Below are 16,843 nucleotides of genomic sequence, written 5' to 3' on the forward strand. Positions count from 1 at the left end.
GTGCCCACGCCATCGTGGGAGAACAATTCAAGCAGCACGCCACCGTCCAGGTTAAGCGGCACAATGTGCGCACGACCCACGCCACTTTGCACGGCCAGCACACAGCACTCCAGGTAGTCTTTGGTGAGTTCGCTCAACTCCCCGTTTCGCAACAGCTCACGCGCACGGTCCAATTCAAGCTCTTCAAGCAGCTTGCCAGTTTTGTCAAACACTCCATCGATTTGGGTGACAAAAATCAGTTTGTCAGCTTTAATGGCCCGCGCGGTGCTGGTAGCCACGTCTTCCATGGTGAGGTTAAATGCCTCGCCAGTGGGCGAAAAGCCAAGCGTGGACATCAGCACGATGGCGCTGCTGTTCAAGCTCATTTGAATGGCAGATACATCCACTTTGCGCACCAGCCCGGTGTGCTGCAGGTCAACACCATCCAGAATGCCCATGGGGCGAGCGGTGATGAAGTTGCCAGAAACCACTCGCATGGCCGAGTGAGCCATGGGCGTGTTGGGCAAGCCTTGTGAAAAAGCGGCTTCGATGTCGAGCCGCAACTCACCCGCGGCTTCTTTGGCGCATTCCAGCGCGCCTTTGTCTGTAATTCGCCAGCCTTTGTGAAATTGCGGTTGAATATTGCGCAGCGCCAACTGCTCCTCAACCTGGGGGCGCGAGCCGCACACCAGCACAATACGCATGCCCATCGCATGCAGCAGGGAAAGATCCTGGGCCAGCGAGTTTAGATAGCCCTGGTAGGCCAGTTCTCCATCCACGGCCACCACGAAGGTTTTGCCCCTAAACGCATGAATGTAGGGTGCAACACGTCGCAACCATTCCACGAAGGTTTGAGTGTTGTCTACGGCGTCTTCTTGCATCGGGGTGTTGCTCATTGGCGGGCTCTAGTGGGTGTGATGGTGCTCAAAAGGGTGGATGAAAACAGGGCTCTGCGAATAGGCTGACGTGTTGCCGCCTCGCATTGATTATAATTTCTGGGCCCGCGCAGTCCAGTGTTGCACTCGGCCTTGGCCTCGATTTCTGGTCATTGGCATGCTTTTTCATCTTTTTTCTGGTTCAGTTGTGTCCTTAAAAGAACAAATTCACCCTCAGGCCCCCACCATTGAGTACCCAGAGGAATTGCCGGTTTCTCAAAAGCGTGCCGACATCATGCGGCTCATTGCGGGCAACCAGGTGGTGATTGTGTGTGGAGAAACCGGGTCTGGCAAAACCACGCAACTGCCAAAGATGTGCCTGGAGTTGGGGCGCGGTCTGCACGGCCAGAGCATTGTTCACACGCAGCCGCGCAGGTTGGCTGCCACGGCCACAGCCAAACGAATTGCCGCAGAGTTGCAAAGCGAGTTGGGGCAGTGGGTGGGTTATAAAATCCGCTTTCAAGAGCAGGCCAGCTCGCAAACCGCCATCAAGTTGGTCACCGATGGCATTTTGCTGGCCGAGAGCCAAACCGATCCACTGTTCAAGAAGTACGACACCATCATCATTGATGAGGCGCACGAGCGCAGCCTGAACATCGACTTTTTGTTGGGCTATTTAAAAGAGGTTCTGGCCAAGCGGCCAGACCTCAAGCTCATTGTGACCTCCGCCACCATTGATGCCCAACGTTTTGCCGAACATTTTCAAGATGCCAGGGGCCAGGCCGCGCCTGTGATCGAGGTGTCTGGCCGCCTCTACCCCGTGGAGGTGCGGTACAAAGACCCGGCCGACTTTGACACCACAAAAAAGAAAAAAACCCAGGCGGGTGGCACCGAGCCCGATGAGGTGGATGAAGACGCTTTGCAGTCAGCTGCGCTCGATGCCGTTGAAGAGCTGTGCCGGGAAGGCGAGGGCGATATTTTGATGTTTTTGCCCGGTGAGCGCGAAATTCGCGACATGGCGCACTTTTTGGGCAAAAACCTGCGCCAAAGCATGGAAATTTTGCCCTTGTTTGCACGCCTTACCGCGCAAGAACAAGACCGAATTTTTAAACCCAGTGGGCGGCGGCGCATTGTGTTGTCCACCAACGTGGCAGAAACCTCGCTGACGGTGCCCGGCATCCGCTACGTCATCGACACTGGCGTGGCCCGTGTAAAACGTTACAGCTACCGCAACAAGGTTGAAATGCTTCAAGTGGAGCGCATTTCAAAGGCCTCAGCCAACCAGCGGGCGGGCCGCTGCGGGCGGGTGGCCAACGGCATTTGTATCCGCTTGTACAGCGAACAAGATTTCCAATCGCGCAGTGATTTTACCGACCCCGAGATTCTACGTTCATCGCTGGCCTCGGTGATTTTGCGCATGAAAAGCCTGCACCTCACCGAGGTGGAAGAATTTCCGTTTTTGCAACGCCCCATGGGGCGCGCCATTGCGGATGGCTACCAGTTGCTGGCTGAATTGAACGCCTTGGACGATGCGGGTCAGCTTACAAAAATTGGACGTTCCCTGGCCAAGCTGCCGCTGGACCCCCGCATCGCCCGCATGCTGTTTGAGGCTGCGCATCGGGCTTGCTTGGCCGAAGTGCTGGTGTTGGCCGCAGCCTTGTCGATTCAAGACCCGCGTGAACGTCCGCTGGACGCCCAAGAGGCAGCCGACCAGGCCCAGCAAGAGTTTCAAGACCCTGATTCCGACTTTATGTCGTTCTTGAAGTTGTGGGCGTACTACCAGAGCTTGCGTGGAAAAGAACTCAGCAATCGCGAGATGAAAACAGCCATGCAGCGCAAGTTTTTGTCGGCCAACCGACTGCGTGAGTGGACCGAGGTGCACCAGCAACTTGCTGCCATGGCCAAAGAGCAGCACTGGAAAATCAATGCCTTGCCGGCGAATTACGACCAAATTCACATGGCACTGATGTCGGGTTTGCTGGGTAACCTGGGCTTGAAACACGAGACCGAGCCGGTTTACCTTGGAGCGCGGGGCATTAAGTTTGCCATTCACCCGGGCTCCAACCTCTTCAAAAAAGGTGGAAAGTGGCTGATGGCCGCAGAGTTGGTGGAGACCACTCGCCTGTACGCACGTTGTGTTGCCAAAGTTCAGGCCGAATGGATCGAGAAAGTGGGCGAGCATTTGGTCAAGCGCAACCACAACAACCCGCACTGGGAGAAAAGTTCAGGCCAAGCGGTGGCCATGGAAACTGGCACCATTTATGGCTTGCCCATATATTCCCAGCGGCGTGTCAGCCTGGCCCGGTTTAATCCCGAGAGTGCGCGCAGCCTCATGATTCAAGAAGGTTTGGTGCCTGGCCAGCTTAAAACCCACCTGGCCTTTTACAACCACAACCAGCGCCTCATTGAAGAAATTGAAAAGCTGGAGCACAAGGCGCGTCGTCAAGACATTTTGGTGGACGATGCGCTAATTGCCCAGTTTTATGACGAACATTTGCCCAAGGGGGTTTATAACCAGCAAACCCTTGAAAACTGGGCCAAGCAAGCCAGCAAAGCCGACTTGGATAAGCTCAAGCTGAACAAAGAAGATTTGTTGAGCAAGCGGGCAGGGGGCATCACCACTGAGTTTTACCCCAAGAAGCTGGACATGAGTGGCATGTCGTTTGATTTGAATTACCACTTTGAACCGGGCAGCCCACGCGACGGCGTCACGCTGACCATTCCGCTGATGCTGTTAAACCAAGTGAACACCACCCGAACCGAGTGGCTGGTCCCTGGCATGCTCAAAGAAAAAGCACATCAGTTGCTTAAATCGCTACCGCAAAAGCTACGCCGCCATTGTGTGCCGGTGCCACAATTTGCAGAACAGTTTTTGCAGGCCCATCTTGAGCAACCCAACACCGACAAACCACTGTTGGAGAGCCTGCGGGACTTTGTGGCAAGTCAAACCCCTGCACGCCCCTTGGTGTCAGACTTTCGTCTTGAAACGCTTGCCCCTCACCACTTCATGAATTTTAAGTTGGTGGACGAGCACGGTCGCCAACTCGACATGCAGCGTAGCCTTTCCGCTTTGAAGGCCGAATGGGGTAAAAAGGCGCAAGAAAGCTTTAAGTCGTCTGCGGTGGTTGAGCAGGTGCGGGCCCAGGTGGCCAAACCCGGTTTGACGGAGCACGCCGAGGCTCCGGAGCAGGGCAGATCCACCGCCAAAGGCAAGGGGCAGGCAACGCCTGCAGTGCCGGCTGCAGCCGAACAAAAAATTGTGAGCTGGAGCTTTGGCGCTTTGCCCGAGATGCTCGAAATTTCACGGGGCGGGCAAACATTTTTTGGTTATCCTGCTCTGAAGGACATGGGCGAGCATTGCGAATTGCAGGTCTATGACGAAGAGAGTGTGGCCAGGGCTGTGCACGAAAACGGTGTGCTTCGCCTGTTTGCAATCGCACTCAAAGAGCCCTTGAAATACCTGAACAAAAACCTGCTTGATTTCCAAAAGGTGGCCATGCTTTACATGCCCTTGGGCAGCGCAGATGAGTTGCAGGCTCAGTGGGTCAAGCTTGCCTTGCAACGCAGCGCGCTGGCTGCTGGTCTGCCGACCCAGGAGGCGGAGTTTTTGGCCAAGGTGCAGGAAGCAAAATCCCGCATGAACCTGATCGCACAAGAAATTGGCCGACTGCTGATGAATGTGCTTACCGAGTACACCCAATTGTGCAAAAAGCTACAGGCAGCAGGCAAAGCTTTCCCGGAGCCTGTGCAGGACATTCAAGCCCAACTGCTGTGGTTGATGCCCAAAGATTTTTTGCTGAAAAAACCGTGGGAACAACTCACGCATTATCCCCGTTACCTGAAAGCGGCCCAAATCCGCCTGGATCGTTTGCGAGATTCCCAGGACCGCGACCGCAGCGCCATGAAGGACATCAACCGACTTCAATTAAACTGGATACGGGCCAGTGCTCAGCTGAAGGGGTATGAAGACGAGAGCCTCAACCAGTTTGCCTGGCAATTGCAGGAGTTGCGTGTATCGCTGTTTGCACAAGAACTGCGCACCCCCATGCCGGTGTCGGTAAAGCGCCTTGAAAAAGCCTGGGATGCGATCGCACGCCGCCAACAATAGGAGCTTGTATGAACAATGCCATGTCTGTTTTGATCAATGCGCTGGTTGATTCCTTTCGCCCGCGCATGTTGATGTTGACGCTGGTGTCGGTGGCCTTGGCCTCGGTGTTCTGGCTGGTCATTATTTGGCTGTCCATCGACCCGCTGGTGAATGCTGCGGTGTGGATGTTGTCTTGGCTGGGGCTTGATTTCTCGGTGCCGCAAGCCGATGAACTGGCCTTGCTAGGGTGGCTCAAGGTCATTTTGGTCCCGTTGGCCGTGTTTGGCCTTCTGTGGCCTTTGGTGGCCACCTCAGCCGTTTTGCTGGCGGGCTTGTACGTGACTCCACCCGTGGTGAATTTCCTCACCGAAAAAGAATTTCAAAACCTGGACAAACGAGGCGATGCCAATGTGATGCACAGCTTGTGGGTAACGCTGCGCGCTGTGGTGGTGTTTTTGTTGGCTTGGGTGCTTACCTTGCCATTGTGGTTGATTCCCGGCATGGCCTTTGTGTTGCCTGTATTGCTGACTGCATACCTGTTGATGGCGGTGATGCGTTTTGACGCCTTGTCTGGCCATGCCACACGGCTTGAGATCAAGGCGATTAAAAAACGCGACTCCACCTCCGCATGGCTTATTGGTTTGGTGTGCGCTTTTTTAAGTTTTATTCCTCCCATTTTGCTCATTATGCCGGTGATGTCTGCCTTGGCTTTTACTCGCCATTACCTCGGCGCGTTGGGCGAATTGCGTGGGGATCCCGTGGTTGCAGTGCAGGAAGGTTAAACAAACATGCAAGTGCCTAAATTTGGTTTGATTGTGGTGGGCGATGAGATTTTGTCGGGTCTTCGGCAAGACAAGCATGTGCCTGCTGTTATAGAACGCTTGGGTGCGCGCGGTTTATCGCTAAGCTGGGTGCAAATGGTGGGGGATGATCGAGATTTATTGGTGGACACCCTGCGCCGAACTTTTAACAGCGACGATGTGGTGTTCAGTTGTGGCGGCATTGGTGGCACGCCAGACGACCACACTCGACAAGCTGCCGCGCAGGCCTTGGGCCGACCGATTGTTCGCCATGCGGGTGCTGTTGATCTGATTGCCCAGCGTTGCGCTGAAAGCGGACAACCTTTGGACGAATACCGCTTGCGAATGGCCGACTTTCCATCTGACGTGGATTTGATTCCCAACCCCTACAATCGAATCGCTGGTTTTAGTGTGGGGCGGCACCATTTTGTACCGGGTTTTCCGGTGATGGCCTGGCCCATGATTGAGTGGGTGCTCGACCAGCTTTATCCCCAATTTCACCATGTGTCGCTGGAGTACAAGCGCTCTTTGTTGTTGTTTAAAACCCCCGAGGCCCGCATTACTCCGGTGATGGAGACCCTTGAGCGCGAGTTCCCTGGCTGTCGTTTGTTTAGTTTGCCCAGTGTGGGTGACGACAAATTGGCCCGTCACATTGAATTGGGTGTGAAAGCCCGTGGCGGGCCTGAATGCAAAGAGACCGTCAGCCAAGCCTTTGACGCCCTGGTTAAAACCTTGGAGCAAATGCAATGCCCGATTGAACTGCTGCAATAAAAAAAAGGCTCACCTGTGGGTGAGCCTGAGTCATGAATATTTGGAGGTTCACGACCGAAGTCGTTCCAGGAGGAACGAGGAGACACCAGTAAGGCACCAGCAGCAGGTCAACAGAAACTTGCAGCCAGTGCCCGAATTCAGTCAGTTCAATTAAGCCGCTTTGCGAGCTTTTGGTGCAGCAGCGCTGGTGGCCTTCAGTGTGGCCTTGGTTGCAGCTTCTACATTGGCTTCAGCCATTTCTACGGCCTGCTTGGTGGCTTTGCTCACGCTTTCATAGGCTGTGTTGGCAGCTGTCAGGGCCGACTTGGCCAGGGCTACAGCACCTTCAGTGCCAGCAGGTGCGTTTTTGCTGGCAGTTTCAAGAAATTCCGCAAATTTTTTATTGCTATCAGCAACTTGCTCTTCAACCAACTTGGCTGCTTCAGACACAATGCTGGAGGACAGCGCGTAAACGTTTTTGCCATACGCCACGGCTTTTTCAGACATGGGCTGAGCAATCGAGGTGGACACAGCCACAAAATCTTGCACATCTTTGGCAGACGACAGGGCCTTGACCGCCTCAACGCTGTCTTCCAAAGCGATTTTGGCCGCATTCAGGTTCAGCTCTACAGCTTTTTCCACGTTGCTGAAAGATTTCTGGCTCAGGCCAAGAATTTTTTCAAGATTGGCTTTTTGAATTTCTAGCAGTTGTTCAGGGGTCATCAACATAATTTGCTCCGTCAGTGTGTACCGCGATTGGTTTATAGTCGTGGTGGACATCCACTGGGATCCACCTGCGAGCACTGTTTGATGCAGTGCACAAAACCGATTCTAACAAAAAAATCGCCGCTGTCAACAATTATGTTGCATTGCAATAGAAGTGTCTTCGTTCTGTAGTTTCAACACCATGCAAGCTTTTTACACTGACGAGTTCGTGCTGCCTTTGCCACAAGGGCACCGCTTCCCGATGCAAAAGTACCGCATGCTTCGCGACAAAGTGGCGCAGCGGCTTCCTGAGGTTGATCTGGCCGTTCCACCGCCAGCCACAGATGGGCAGTTGGCCCTGGCCCATTGCCCCAAGTACGTTGCCCGCGTGGTCGATGGATTGCTTTCTGCAGATGAACAAAAAGCCATCGGGTTTCCGTGGTCTGTGGCCATGGTTGAGCGTTCAAGACGTTCAGTGGGTGCCACGATTGCGGCTGTACGCAGTGCAATGCAGCATGGCGCTTCGGTTAATTTGGCTGGAGGTACCCACCATGCCATGCACAATTCGGGGGCAGGGTTTTGCGTGTTCAACGACCTGGTGGTGGCTGCGCGGGTGTTCCAAACCGACAGCCTGGCTGCCGGGCGTGGACGTCAACGTTTGCCGCAGGTCTTGGTGATCGATCTTGATGTGCACCAAGGCGATGGCACGGCGGCGATTGCCAGTGGCGACCCCAGTATTTTTACCTTTTCCATGCATGGTGAGCAAAACTTTCCATTCACCAAAATGACCAGTGACCTGGACATCGCCTTGCCCAGTCAAACCGGCGATGAAGACTATTTAAAGGCCTTGGAGAAGGCGTTGGCATCGATCGCCCAGCAGGTGCAGCCCCAGTTGGTGCTCTACGTGGCCGGTCTTGACGTACACCAAGGTGATCGCTTGGGGCGTTTGAATTTGTCTGATGAAGGTATTCAGGTCCGCGATAACATGGTTCTGAGCTGGTCTGCCAAGCGTTCTTTACCCGTGGTGGCTGTAATGGCGGGGGGCTACTTCCAAGACCTTGAACATCTCACCGATCTACAACTTGGCGTGGTGGCACGCATGGCTGAATATGGCGCTGGCCTGCATGCCTCGATAATTCATCAAAACTCTCAATTGACGGGCGGAAATCCCTGATATTCATTGATGAAACTGATTGGCACGTCGCTGTGTTTCTGCGTAAAATTGCGCTAACTCATACCAAAACCAATCAAAAAAACAATTCATGACATTGCGCCGTTTGCTTGCTGCTTTTTTGGTGGCCATTTTCACGATTCAATCAGGCGCAGTCTGGTCTGCCAATTCTTCCACAGGTAAAAAAGCTGGCCTGGCCGATGCGCACGACCCCCTTTCGTTGAGCAGTTCTGTGGCCTTGGTGGCCGATGCCGATTCTCGTGAGGTGCTCTACGCCAAAAATCCACATGTTGTGCTGCCTATTGCCTCCATCACCAAGCTGATGACGGTGGTGGTTACACTGGAAGCTGGCCAAGACCTCGATGAAGTGCTTTCTATTACCCAAGAAGACATCGACTATTACAAAAACACCCGCTCGCGTTTGAAGCCGGGCAACCAGTTTACAAGGCGGGAGCTCATCCATCTGGCGCTGATGGCCTCTGAAAACCGCGCCGCGTCTGCCTTGGGGCGCCATTTCCCCGGTGGCATGCAGGCCTTCGTGGACCAAATGAACCGCCGCGCCCGCGAGCTGGGCATGTATCACACCACTTTCACCGAGACCACGGGTTTGTCAGAGCAAAATCGCTCCAGCGCCAATGACCTGGCCCGCATGGTTTTGCACGCGCAAAAATTTTCGTTGATTCGTCAGTTCTCGACCGATCCGCAGTTTTCCGTCCAGTCAGACCGTGGTGTTCTGAACTTCAGGAACACCAACCGGCTGATTAAAAGCAAGGAATGGGACATCGACCTTCAAAAAACCGGCTTTATCAATGAAGCGGGTCGCTGTTTAGTGATGAAAGCCCGGGTTGGCGAGCGCAACCTGATCATCGTCTTGCTAGACGCATTGGGTTCACAGGCCCGCATGGCCGATGCTGAGCGCATCCGTCGCTACGTGGTGAGTAGCCACAACTAAAGTTACAGCCTGAAACGCCCACTGGGTGGCGACACACGGCCCTGCCACCCCAAAGAGGCGCTAATTCGCTGTGCCGTGTGTATTAGCTCTTGCAGCCAGTCTTCCTGAATGCGATCTGCCGGTGCAGAAATCGATAACCCTGCAATCAGCTTGGATGAGTCATCGAAAATGCCTGCGGCCATACAACGCACGCCCATTTCCAACTCCTCGTTGTCGCGCGCGTAACCATCGCTACGCACCTGGATTAGCTCACGTTCAAGTTGCTCCAGCGAGGTGATGCTGTTGACTGTGGTACCGCGCAAGGTGCTGCGGTCGGCGTAGGCCTTGAGGTTTTCTGGGGTGTCGCTGGCCAAAAACAATTTGCCCGTGGATGTAAGATGCAAGGGGGCCCGCCCACCGATGGCGCGTACCACCTGCATGCCAGAGCGCTCGCTGTAGGCCCGGTCCACATACACAATCTCGTCGCCTTGGCGCACTGACAAATTGACGGTTTGGCCGGTCAAGCGGTGCAGCTTGCGCATCAAATCCAGTGCTGCTTCCCGCACATTCAAGCGGGCCTTCACCAGGTTACCAAGCTCCAGCAAGCGCATGCCTAGTCGGTACAGGCCAGGGTCGGTTCGGTCCACCAAGCGGCATGCAACCAGATCGTTCAAAATGCGATGGGCTGTGGAGGGGTGTAATTTGGTGTCTCTGGCCAGGTCTTTCAAGGCCACCGGGTCTTGGTGTGCAGCCAGGGCATCGAGCAACTGCATCATTCGCTCAATGACCTGGATGCTGGTTCGGCCCACCGACTCATCACTCATCGCATATTTTCCTTCTCATGATGTGACAAGTGTAAACCATATGGTGAAATGCGTCATGCCTTATGGTTATCACTACTGGCTGCAAACCAGCGCGCTGCTTACACTCAACACGTTTTAGTACACGCTGGAGCAGGCTTTGCGGGTTGGTTTGTTTGTTACATGTTTGGTCGATTCCATGCGCCCGTCGATTGGGTTTTCGGCGCTCGAATTGTTGGAGTCTGCGGGCTGCGAGGTGTTGGTGCCCCAGGCCCAAACTTGCTGTGGTCAACCAGCCTGGAATTCTGGTGATGCGGCCGACACCCGCACATTGGCTTTGAAATGGCTCAATGAGTTTGAGCAATTTGACTATGTGGTCGCGCCCTCCGGATCGTGCGCTGGCATGGTGAGGGTGCATTACAATGATGTGTTTAAGAACGACCCGGACCTTAGACTTCGCGCGGCCAGGGTGGCTCAAAAAACCTATGAGTTAACAGACTTCATGGTCAATGTTCTTGGCATGGATCGAGTAAAGCTGGCCAGCAAGGCCAGTGTACAAAAAGTGACTTACCACGACTCCTGCAGTGGTCTGCGCGAGTTGGGGGTGCAAAAACAACCCCGTGCGCTCATCCAAGCCATGGGCGGTGTGCAGTTGGATGAAATGAAGGACAGCCGCCAATGTTGCGGCTTTGGAGGCACATTTTCCCTGAAGTATGGCGATGTGTCAGCTGCCATTTGCACCGACAAATGCGAGCAAATCAAAGCCACAGGCGCTCAGGCTGTGGTGCTGGGCGATTTGGGTTGCATGCTCAACATCGAGGGTCGTTTAAGGCGCATGGGCGAAAACACCGAGGTGTTGCACGTGGCAGAGTTACTCACCGGGCGCAAGCCTGGTCAGGTGTAGCAGGGGGCTTGTATGCAGGTTCAAAGCATGTTTTTTGAGCGAAAGTCGGTAGAAAAGCTCAACGACAAACGCTTGCAAGAAAACTTAAAGCGCTTGTCGGGCAAGTTCGTGAATGCCCGCGCCAACAGCATCACCGAGCTGGAAGATTTTGAGGGCACCCGCAGCGCGGCTGTGGCTATTCGCAATCGAAGTATTCAGAACCTGGATGTGTGGCTAGAGCTGTTTGAGCAAAATGCAAGCAAGGCCGGTGCCACGGTCTTGTTTGCGCGAACGCCTCAAGAGGCCGCGCAGTTGGTTGTCAAAATCGCCAAGCGCCACGGTGTTAAATCGGTGATCAAATCCAAGTCGATGGTTACCGAAGAGATGGCCTTGAACAAAGCCCTTGAAGCAGCCGATGTAAAAGTACGTGAAACCGATTTGGGCGAATACATTCTTCAAATCAACAACAACGAGCCGCCCAGTCACATCATTGCGCCGGTGGTTCACAAAGACAAAGAACAAATTGCCGATTTGTTTGAAAAGGTTCATCACCTGCCTCGTAAGACTGACATTCCCGAGATGACTCGCGAGGCTCGCGAAATTTTGCGTCCGGAGTTTTTGGCGGCCGACATGGGTGTAACAGGTGGCAATTTTGTGATTGCAGAAACCGGCAGTGTGGCCTTGGTGACCAACGAGGGCAACGAAGGCATGTGCACCATCAACCCGCGCGTGCATGTCGCAGTCACCGGCATCGAGAAAGTGGTGCCCACGCTGGAAGACTTTGCGACACTGATTCGCTTGCTGCCTCGTTCTGCCACGGGGCAGAGCATTTCAAATTATGTGTCTTTGCTCACGGGGCCCAAACGCGATGGCGACCTGGACGGCCCGGAGCACATGTACTTTGTGCTGGTGGACGGTGGGCGCAGCGGCCTGTTGGGTGGCGAGTTTCAAGAGATGCTTCGGTGCATCAAGTGTGGCGCCTGCATGAACCACTGCCCCGTGTATCAAAAAATTGGCGGTCATGCATATGGCTGGGTGTACCCCGGGCCCATGGGGTCGGTGCTCACGCCGAGCTATGTGGGTTTGGACAAAGCCCCGGATCTGCCCCAGGCTGCCACCTTGTGCGGCGAGTGCCATGTGGTGTGCCCCGTTAAAATTCCTTTGCCAGACTTGTTGCGCAAATTGCGTGAACAGCAGTTTGATCGCGGGATGCGCCCCTGGAAAGAGCGCTTGGGGCTGCGCCTGTGGGCGTTTGCGGCGGCAAGGCCCTGGCTATATCGCCTTGGGACCCAGGTGGCCGTAAAACTATTGGCATGGTGGGGCAAACGCAAGGGCAGTATTTCGAATTTGCCCGGAGCAAGCGGATGGACTGCACAGCGTGACTTTCCGGCACCTCACGGCGAAACTTTTTCTGCCTTGTACAAAAAACGCCAGCAGTCTTGAAAGTGTGGGGCCTTTGTCCCCAGCAAGTGCCCCCTAGCGTCTTTTCATGCGCAGGGCGCGCTTGGGGTTACAGTTTAATTCAATGGTGGCCGCACATTCTGTAACCAGGGCGGGGCCTTTGTAAATCAGGCCGGTATAAATTTGCACTGCCTTCGCGCCTGCGCGAATTTTTTCAACGGCGTGTTCACCACTGGAAATTCCACCAACGCCAATGATGGGGATGTCGTCCCCCAAAGCCTTGTAAAGCTGAGCAATCACATGGGTGGATTTGCTCAACACTGGCGCGCCGCTCAACCCGCCTTGCTCCTGCCCGTGTTCAAGGTGACTTACGCTGCTTTTGTCAATCGTGGTGTTGGTGGCAATCACACCATCGAAACCATAATGGATCAGGCGTTGTGCAATGGCTTCGATTTGTTCATCGTCCAGGTCGGGCGCAATCTTCAATGCCATCGGTTTGTATTGCCCATGCTCATCGGCCAATTGCTTTTGCTTGTCTTTTAGTGCGCTTAACAACTGGTCAAGTTGGTCGCCGCCTTGCAGGTCACGCAGGTTTTTGGTGTTGGGCGAAGAAATATTGACCGTGATGTAAGTGGCGTAGGGGTATACCGCTTCCAAAGCCGCCAGGTAGTCATCGTTGGCTTTTTCCACTGGCGTGGCGGCGTTTTTGCCAATATTGATGCCTAGAACACCACCATAGCTGCTGGTTTTCACATTGTGAATCAGATTGTCCACCCCATGGTTGTTAAAACCCATGCGATTGATCAGCGCTTGGGCGGAGGGCAAACGGAACAGGCGAGGTTGGGGGTTGCCCGGTTGTGCCTTGGGGGTCACTGTGCCCACTTCCAGAAAGCCAAACCCAAGGTGGGACAACTCATCCAGGTGCGCGGCATCTTTGTCTAAGCCAGCCGCCAAACCAACCCTGTTGGGAAAGTCGATGCCCATGATGCGAACGGGGTCTGCCACTGCGGGCCCCAGTAGGGGCTTAAGCAGGCCCAACTTGCGCAGGGTATGCAGGCTTCCAAAGGTGACTTCATGGGCCCTTTCGGGCGACAAGGCAAACAGGGCGGGGCGAATCAGGGCGTAGGGCAACATCATGGTTTGAATCGGAAGCATTGCATTGGCCTGCATTGTATCGTTGGAGCAGGCAATGTGGGAGCAAAAAGGCCGCCAGTGGGTTGGTGGAGCAGGGCGGTCTTATTGATGTTTTGACGTGTTGTTGCCCAGGGTGGCGGCAGGTAGCGGGCCCCAGCGTCCGTCTTGAAGCACCTGTGCTGAAGAAAACCGCGCTTTGTAAGCCATTTTCTCGCTTTCTTCAATCCAGTAGCCCAGATACAAATAAGGAAGTGCGAGGTCCTTGCATTGCTCGATTTGCCAGAGTACGCCATACACACCCAAGCCCCCTTTGATCTCGGGGTCAAAGAAGGTGTAGACCGATGACAGGCCGTCGGTGAGGATATCAATGATCGACACCATCAAAAGCTTTTGCTCGGCATCGCGGAACTCCACCAAACGCGAATTCACCCGGGTTTGCAGCAAAAACTGCGAATATTGTTCGCGGCTGTCCTCGTCCATACCGCCACCATGGTGGCGGGCCGACTGGTATTTAAGGTAAAGGGCATAGTGTTCTGCATCAAAGTGCAGGCGTTGCACACTGGGTTTCAGGCCAGAAAACAACTTAAAAATTCTGCGCTGGCTGCGATTGGTCGCAAACCCGGCCACCTCAAGCCGCAGGGGCTTGCACGCTTTGCAACCATCACACAGAGGTTTGTAGGTAAACAGGCCGCTTCGGCGGAAACCCATGCGTACCAGTTCACTGTAAACATCGGCGTTGATCAAATGACTGGGAGTGGCCACCTGGGAGCGGGCCAACCTGTCAGCGAGGTAGCTGCAGGGGTAGGGCGCTGTGGAATAAAACTGCAGCGTGGAAAAAGGAAGTTCCTTAGGTCGAGTCATGCGTCCACTTTAATTCACAGGGCTGCCATGTCAAGCCCGGTTGTATTACAGCCTGCGCCATCTCGTACTCAAAGGTTTCGCGGCTTATGGTGCGTGCCCCAAAAGACATTAAATGACTGGTCGCCTGCTGGCAGTCCATTATGCGCACATTCTGCGCTTTTAGCCAATACACCCAGTGAGCAAACGCCACTTTGGAGGCATCTGTCTGTTTGGCAAACATGCTCTCGCCGTAGACCATTTGGCCAAAGGCAACACAATACAGACCACCCACCAATTGCCCTTCATGCCAGTGCTCCACTGAATGTGCGTGCCCGCGTTGGTGCAGTTCGCAGTAGGCGGATAAGACATCCTCCGTGATCCAGGTTCCGTCCTGCCCTGGCCGGGGCTCGGCACAAGCTCGCATCACTTGTTCAAAGGCCATGTTCAGGGTGATACGGCGCGACTTGTCTTGCGTTTGGCGTCTAATGGTTTTGCGCAAAGAGCGGTGTAACTTAAATTCTTCCAGATACAACACTGCGCGCGGCGATGTGCTCCACCACAGCACGGGCTCGCCGTGCGAATACCAAGGGAAAATGCCGCGCGGATAACTTTGCATCAGCCAGTCGGCACTGATGTGTTGGCTCGCGGCCAGCAGCCCCGGCGGATATCGCAGGGCCTGAGATGTGACAGGAAAATCATTTGGGCTTAGCAGCCACGGAATGGTGGGCTGCGTCATCCTTGGGTGTACGGCTTGTGCTGGGCCAAAAAATCGTTGGGCTGCCAATCGGTGTGACCAAACACATCGCCTGTGTGCAGGCTGTAACGACCTTGTCGGCGATCTTCAAAAAACAGCTTTAATGTTTGGGTCACTGTTTTAAAAGCGAGTTCGTCCCAAGGAATGTCTTGTTCGTCAAACAGGCGCACATCCAGACTTTCTTCCCCGGCGCAAAAAACTGGTTCTTCCAGCGTGGCCCTGAAAAACAAATGCACCTGCTCGGCCCGCAGTACGTCAAACATGGTGAACAAAGGGCCCAGTGCAACACGGGCACCTGCTTCCTCCCATGTTTCGCGCAGTGCGCCTTCATGGGTGGTTTCCTTTAATTCCATAAAACCCGCTGGCAGGGTCCAAAAACCGTAGCGGGGCTCGATTGCGCGTTTGCATAGCAACACTTTGCCTCGGTAGGTTGGTATGGTACCCACCACAATTTTTGGGTTGATGTAATGAATGGCCCCGCAGTGGTTGCAACAGTGGCGTTCGCGGTTGTCGCCAGTGGGTATTTTCAGCTCCAATGGGCTGGCACATGCACTGCAAAATTTCATGGCGTTGCTGCAATAAATTGTATGAAACCGCTTGCAGTGTAACCGACATTTGTGTGTATAATTCGGGCTGCTCAAGTTGCTGAGGCAACGGTGGCAAAACCGAAAAGCAGTTTTAAAAGTTAACACTCAGGTGTTGACAAAATAAAAAAAGTGCTACATAATTTCGGTCTCTGCTTACGGGGGTATAGCTCAGCTGGGAGAGCGCTTGCATGGCATGCAAGAGGTCAGCGGTTCGATCCCGCTTACCTCCACCAAAGCAAAGTTTGCCACGCAAACACACGTTTTAGGTCCCCATCGTCTAGAGGCCTAGGACACCGCCCTTTCACGGCGGTAACAGGGGTTCGAATCCCCTTGGGGATGCCAAATATAAAAGCCCGAAGGTTAGTCGCCTTCGGGCTTTTGGCTTTTTAGCTTCCTTTGATTGCAAACTTTTACATCTGCAGGCTTCGGGTTTGTTACCCTGGCCGTCCCCGGGGAATACCCTAAAGCACACCCAGTGGTCGAACTTTAGCGCTTAAACCAAGTCTGGAATACGGTATTGTTTGCTGTAATTCTGTTTCCACCTTGTGTGGCTTGGAGCCTGTGTGTTGGGCAAAAAATTTTGGCTGGTTCTTTTATCGTTGTGTATGGGTTCGGTGGCAGCTTACCTGGTGTATGCGGCAAACACGGGCCCTGCATTGATGGCCGGCAAATCAGGCAAACCCTCCATGGCGCCGAAGGTGCTGGTTCAACAAGTGGCCCAAAGCCAAACTGCCAACCAGTTTGAAACCACTGCAACGGCTTGGGCACAGCGTTCTGCAGAAATCTACCCCAATGTCGAAGAAGAGGTGGTGTCGGTCCACTTCAAGGCGCAGCAAAAAGTAAAGCGTGGCCAGGTGCTGGTTCAACAAGACGACCGCGAACAGCAACTTGCGCTCAAATTGGCCATGGTTCAATTGGCCAGCACCAAAAGTCTGTTGGAGCGCTATCAGCAAGCCGTGCAAAAGGGAGCCGTGCCGCAGTCCCAGGTAGAAACCGCACAGGCTGACCACGAGGCGGCCAAAGTGGCAGTGGAGCAAGCCAAGCTTAATATCGAGTACCGCAAGATTCGTGCGCCTTTTGATGGCGTGGTGGGCATACCCGATGTGGATCCGGGGCAGCGCGTGGGGCCCAGTGTTTTGATCACGG

At 54.3% G+C, this 16,843-nt stretch carries 15 protein-coding genes and 2 tRNA genes; 10 read left to right on the forward strand and 7 right to left on the reverse strand.

Annotated elements, in window-relative coordinates:
- Positions 1-875, reverse strand: an 875-nt coding sequence (gene argA / locus ACEQU8_RS08695) for an amino-acid N-acetyltransferase (RefSeq protein ID WP_370262980.1), incomplete at its 3' end; no start/stop codon positions are given.
- Between the two features lie 157 nt (positions 876-1,032).
- Here argA and hrpA point away from each other — a divergent pair.
- From hrpA to ACEQU8_RS08710, 3 genes are read left to right on the forward strand one after another with little or no spacing between them, the layout of a single operon-like run.
- Positions 1,033-4,962 (forward strand): ATP-dependent RNA helicase HrpA, encoded by a 3,930-nt coding sequence (hrpA, locus tag ACEQU8_RS08700; RefSeq protein WP_370262981.1) that lies wholly within the window; start codon positions 1,033-1,035, stop codon positions 4,960-4,962.
- Positions 4,963-4,970: 8 nt separating this feature from the next.
- Positions 4,971-5,723, forward strand: coding sequence for an EI24 domain-containing protein (locus ACEQU8_RS08705; RefSeq protein ID WP_370262983.1), 753 nt, complete (start codon positions 4,971-4,973; stop codon positions 5,721-5,723).
- 6 nt (positions 5,724-5,729) lie between these two features.
- Entirely contained in the window at positions 5,730-6,512 is a 783-nt protein-coding gene (locus ACEQU8_RS08710; protein ID WP_370262984.1) for a competence/damage-inducible protein A, read from the forward strand.
- A 150-nt stretch (positions 6,513-6,662) separates the two neighbouring features.
- On the opposite strand, the gene ACEQU8_RS08715 is transcribed toward ACEQU8_RS08710, so the two are convergent.
- Positions 6,663-7,220, reverse strand: coding sequence for a phasin family protein (locus tag ACEQU8_RS08715; protein WP_370262985.1), 558 nt, complete (start codon positions 7,218-7,220; stop codon positions 6,663-6,665).
- A gap of 178 nt (positions 7,221-7,398) precedes the next feature.
- On the opposite strand from ACEQU8_RS08715, the gene ACEQU8_RS08720 reads away from it, so the two are divergent.
- Both ACEQU8_RS08720 and ACEQU8_RS08725 read left to right on the forward strand, forming a co-directional pair.
- Positions 7,399-8,370 (forward strand): histone deacetylase, encoded by a 972-nt coding sequence (locus ACEQU8_RS08720; protein WP_370262987.1) that lies wholly within the window; start codon positions 7,399-7,401, stop codon positions 8,368-8,370.
- Positions 8,371-8,458: 88 nt separating this feature from the next.
- Positions 8,459-9,319: a serine hydrolase gene (locus ACEQU8_RS08725; RefSeq protein WP_370262988.1), complete on the forward strand. Its 861-nt coding sequence runs from the start codon at positions 8,459-8,461 to the stop codon at positions 9,317-9,319.
- Positions 9,320-9,321: 2 nt separating this feature from the next.
- Here the strand turns inward: ACEQU8_RS08725 and ACEQU8_RS08730 are convergent, their stop codons facing one another.
- Positions 9,322-10,122: an IclR family transcriptional regulator gene (locus ACEQU8_RS08730; protein WP_370262989.1), complete on the reverse strand. Its 801-nt coding sequence runs from the start codon at positions 10,120-10,122 to the stop codon at positions 9,322-9,324.
- 136 nt (positions 10,123-10,258) lie between these two features.
- Between ACEQU8_RS08730 and ACEQU8_RS08735 the strand changes: the two genes are divergently transcribed.
- On the forward strand, positions 10,259-11,002 hold the full coding sequence (locus tag ACEQU8_RS08735) for a (Fe-S)-binding protein (RefSeq protein WP_370262990.1): 744 nt from the start codon (positions 10,259-10,261) through the stop codon (positions 11,000-11,002).
- A gap of 12 nt (positions 11,003-11,014) precedes the next feature.
- A complete protein-coding gene (locus tag ACEQU8_RS08740) occupies positions 11,015-12,424 on the forward strand; it encodes a LutB/LldF family L-lactate oxidation iron-sulfur protein (RefSeq protein ID WP_370262992.1) in 1,410 nt (469 codons plus the stop codon).
- Positions 12,425-12,457: 33 nt separating this feature from the next.
- On the opposite strand, the gene ACEQU8_RS08745 is transcribed toward ACEQU8_RS08740, so the two are convergent.
- The 4 genes from ACEQU8_RS08745 to ACEQU8_RS08760 form a co-directional block, all read right to left on the reverse strand.
- A complete protein-coding gene (locus ACEQU8_RS08745) occupies positions 12,458-13,519 on the reverse strand; it encodes a quinone-dependent dihydroorotate dehydrogenase (protein WP_370262998.1) in 1,062 nt (353 codons plus the stop codon).
- 99 nt (positions 13,520-13,618) lie between these two features.
- Complete coding sequence (locus ACEQU8_RS08750; RefSeq protein ID WP_370262993.1) at positions 13,619-14,377, reverse strand: arginyltransferase; 759 nt, start codon at positions 14,375-14,377, stop codon at positions 13,619-13,621.
- On the reverse strand, positions 14,364-15,092 hold the full coding sequence (gene aat / locus ACEQU8_RS08755) for a leucyl/phenylalanyl-tRNA--protein transferase (protein ID WP_370262994.1): 729 nt from the start codon (positions 15,090-15,092) through the stop codon (positions 14,364-14,366). Before aat ends, ACEQU8_RS08750 begins: the two co-directional genes overlap by 14 nt.
- On the reverse strand, positions 15,089-15,676 hold the full coding sequence (locus ACEQU8_RS08760) for an NUDIX hydrolase (protein ID WP_370262996.1): 588 nt from the start codon (positions 15,674-15,676) through the stop codon (positions 15,089-15,091). The genes aat and ACEQU8_RS08760 overlap by 4 nt, the downstream gene beginning before the upstream one ends.
- Before the next feature lie 178 nt (positions 15,677-15,854).
- Between ACEQU8_RS08760 and ACEQU8_RS08765 the strand changes: the two genes are divergently transcribed.
- The 3 genes from ACEQU8_RS08765 to ACEQU8_RS08775 all read left to right on the forward strand — a co-directional run.
- Positions 15,855-15,930: transfer RNA gene (locus ACEQU8_RS08765), tRNA-Ala, on the forward strand.
- A gap of 33 nt (positions 15,931-15,963) precedes the next feature.
- Positions 15,964-16,039 (forward strand) — tRNA-Glu (locus ACEQU8_RS08770).
- 221 nt (positions 16,040-16,260) lie between these two features.
- A partial coding sequence (locus tag ACEQU8_RS08775; protein WP_370262997.1) for an efflux RND transporter periplasmic adaptor subunit occupies positions 16,261-16,843 on the forward strand: 583 nt, incomplete at its 3' end.

This window comes from Limnobacter sp. (assembly GCF_964228395.1).
GTDB lineage: Bacteria > Pseudomonadota > Gammaproteobacteria > Burkholderiales > Burkholderiaceae_B > Limnobacter.

Coding starts and splice junctions, on each gene's coding strand:
- ACEQU8_RS08745 (WP_370262998.1), bottom strand. CDS start 13,519: ATGATGTTGCCCTACGCCCTGATTCGCCCCGCCCTGTTTGCCTTGTCG.
- ACEQU8_RS08750 (WP_370262993.1), bottom strand. CDS start 14,377: ATGACTCGACCTAAGGAACTTCCTTTTTCCACGCTGCAGTTTTATTCC.
- aat (WP_370262994.1), bottom strand. CDS start 15,092: ATGACGCAGCCCACCATTCCGTGGCTGCTAAGCCCAAATGATTTTCCT.
- ACEQU8_RS08730 (WP_370262989.1), bottom strand. CDS start 10,122: ATGAGTGATGAGTCGGTGGGCCGAACCAGCATCCAGGTCATTGAGCGA.
- ACEQU8_RS08740 (WP_370262992.1), top strand. CDS start 11,015: ATGCAGGTTCAAAGCATGTTTTTTGAGCGAAAGTCGGTAGAAAAGCTC.
- ACEQU8_RS08705 (WP_370262983.1), top strand. CDS start 4,971: ATGAACAATGCCATGTCTGTTTTGATCAATGCGCTGGTTGATTCCTTT.
- ACEQU8_RS08760 (WP_370262996.1), bottom strand. CDS start 15,676: ATGAAATTTTGCAGTGCATGTGCCAGCCCATTGGAGCTGAAAATACCC.
- ACEQU8_RS08725 (WP_370262988.1), top strand. CDS start 8,459: ATGACATTGCGCCGTTTGCTTGCTGCTTTTTTGGTGGCCATTTTCACG.
- ACEQU8_RS08720 (WP_370262987.1), top strand. CDS start 7,399: ATGCAAGCTTTTTACACTGACGAGTTCGTGCTGCCTTTGCCACAAGGG.
- ACEQU8_RS08715 (WP_370262985.1), bottom strand. CDS start 7,220: ATGTTGATGACCCCTGAACAACTGCTAGAAATTCAAAAAGCCAATCTT.
- ACEQU8_RS08710 (WP_370262984.1), top strand. CDS start 5,730: ATGCAAGTGCCTAAATTTGGTTTGATTGTGGTGGGCGATGAGATTTTG.
- hrpA (WP_370262981.1), top strand. CDS start 1,033: ATGCTTTTTCATCTTTTTTCTGGTTCAGTTGTGTCCTTAAAAGAACAA.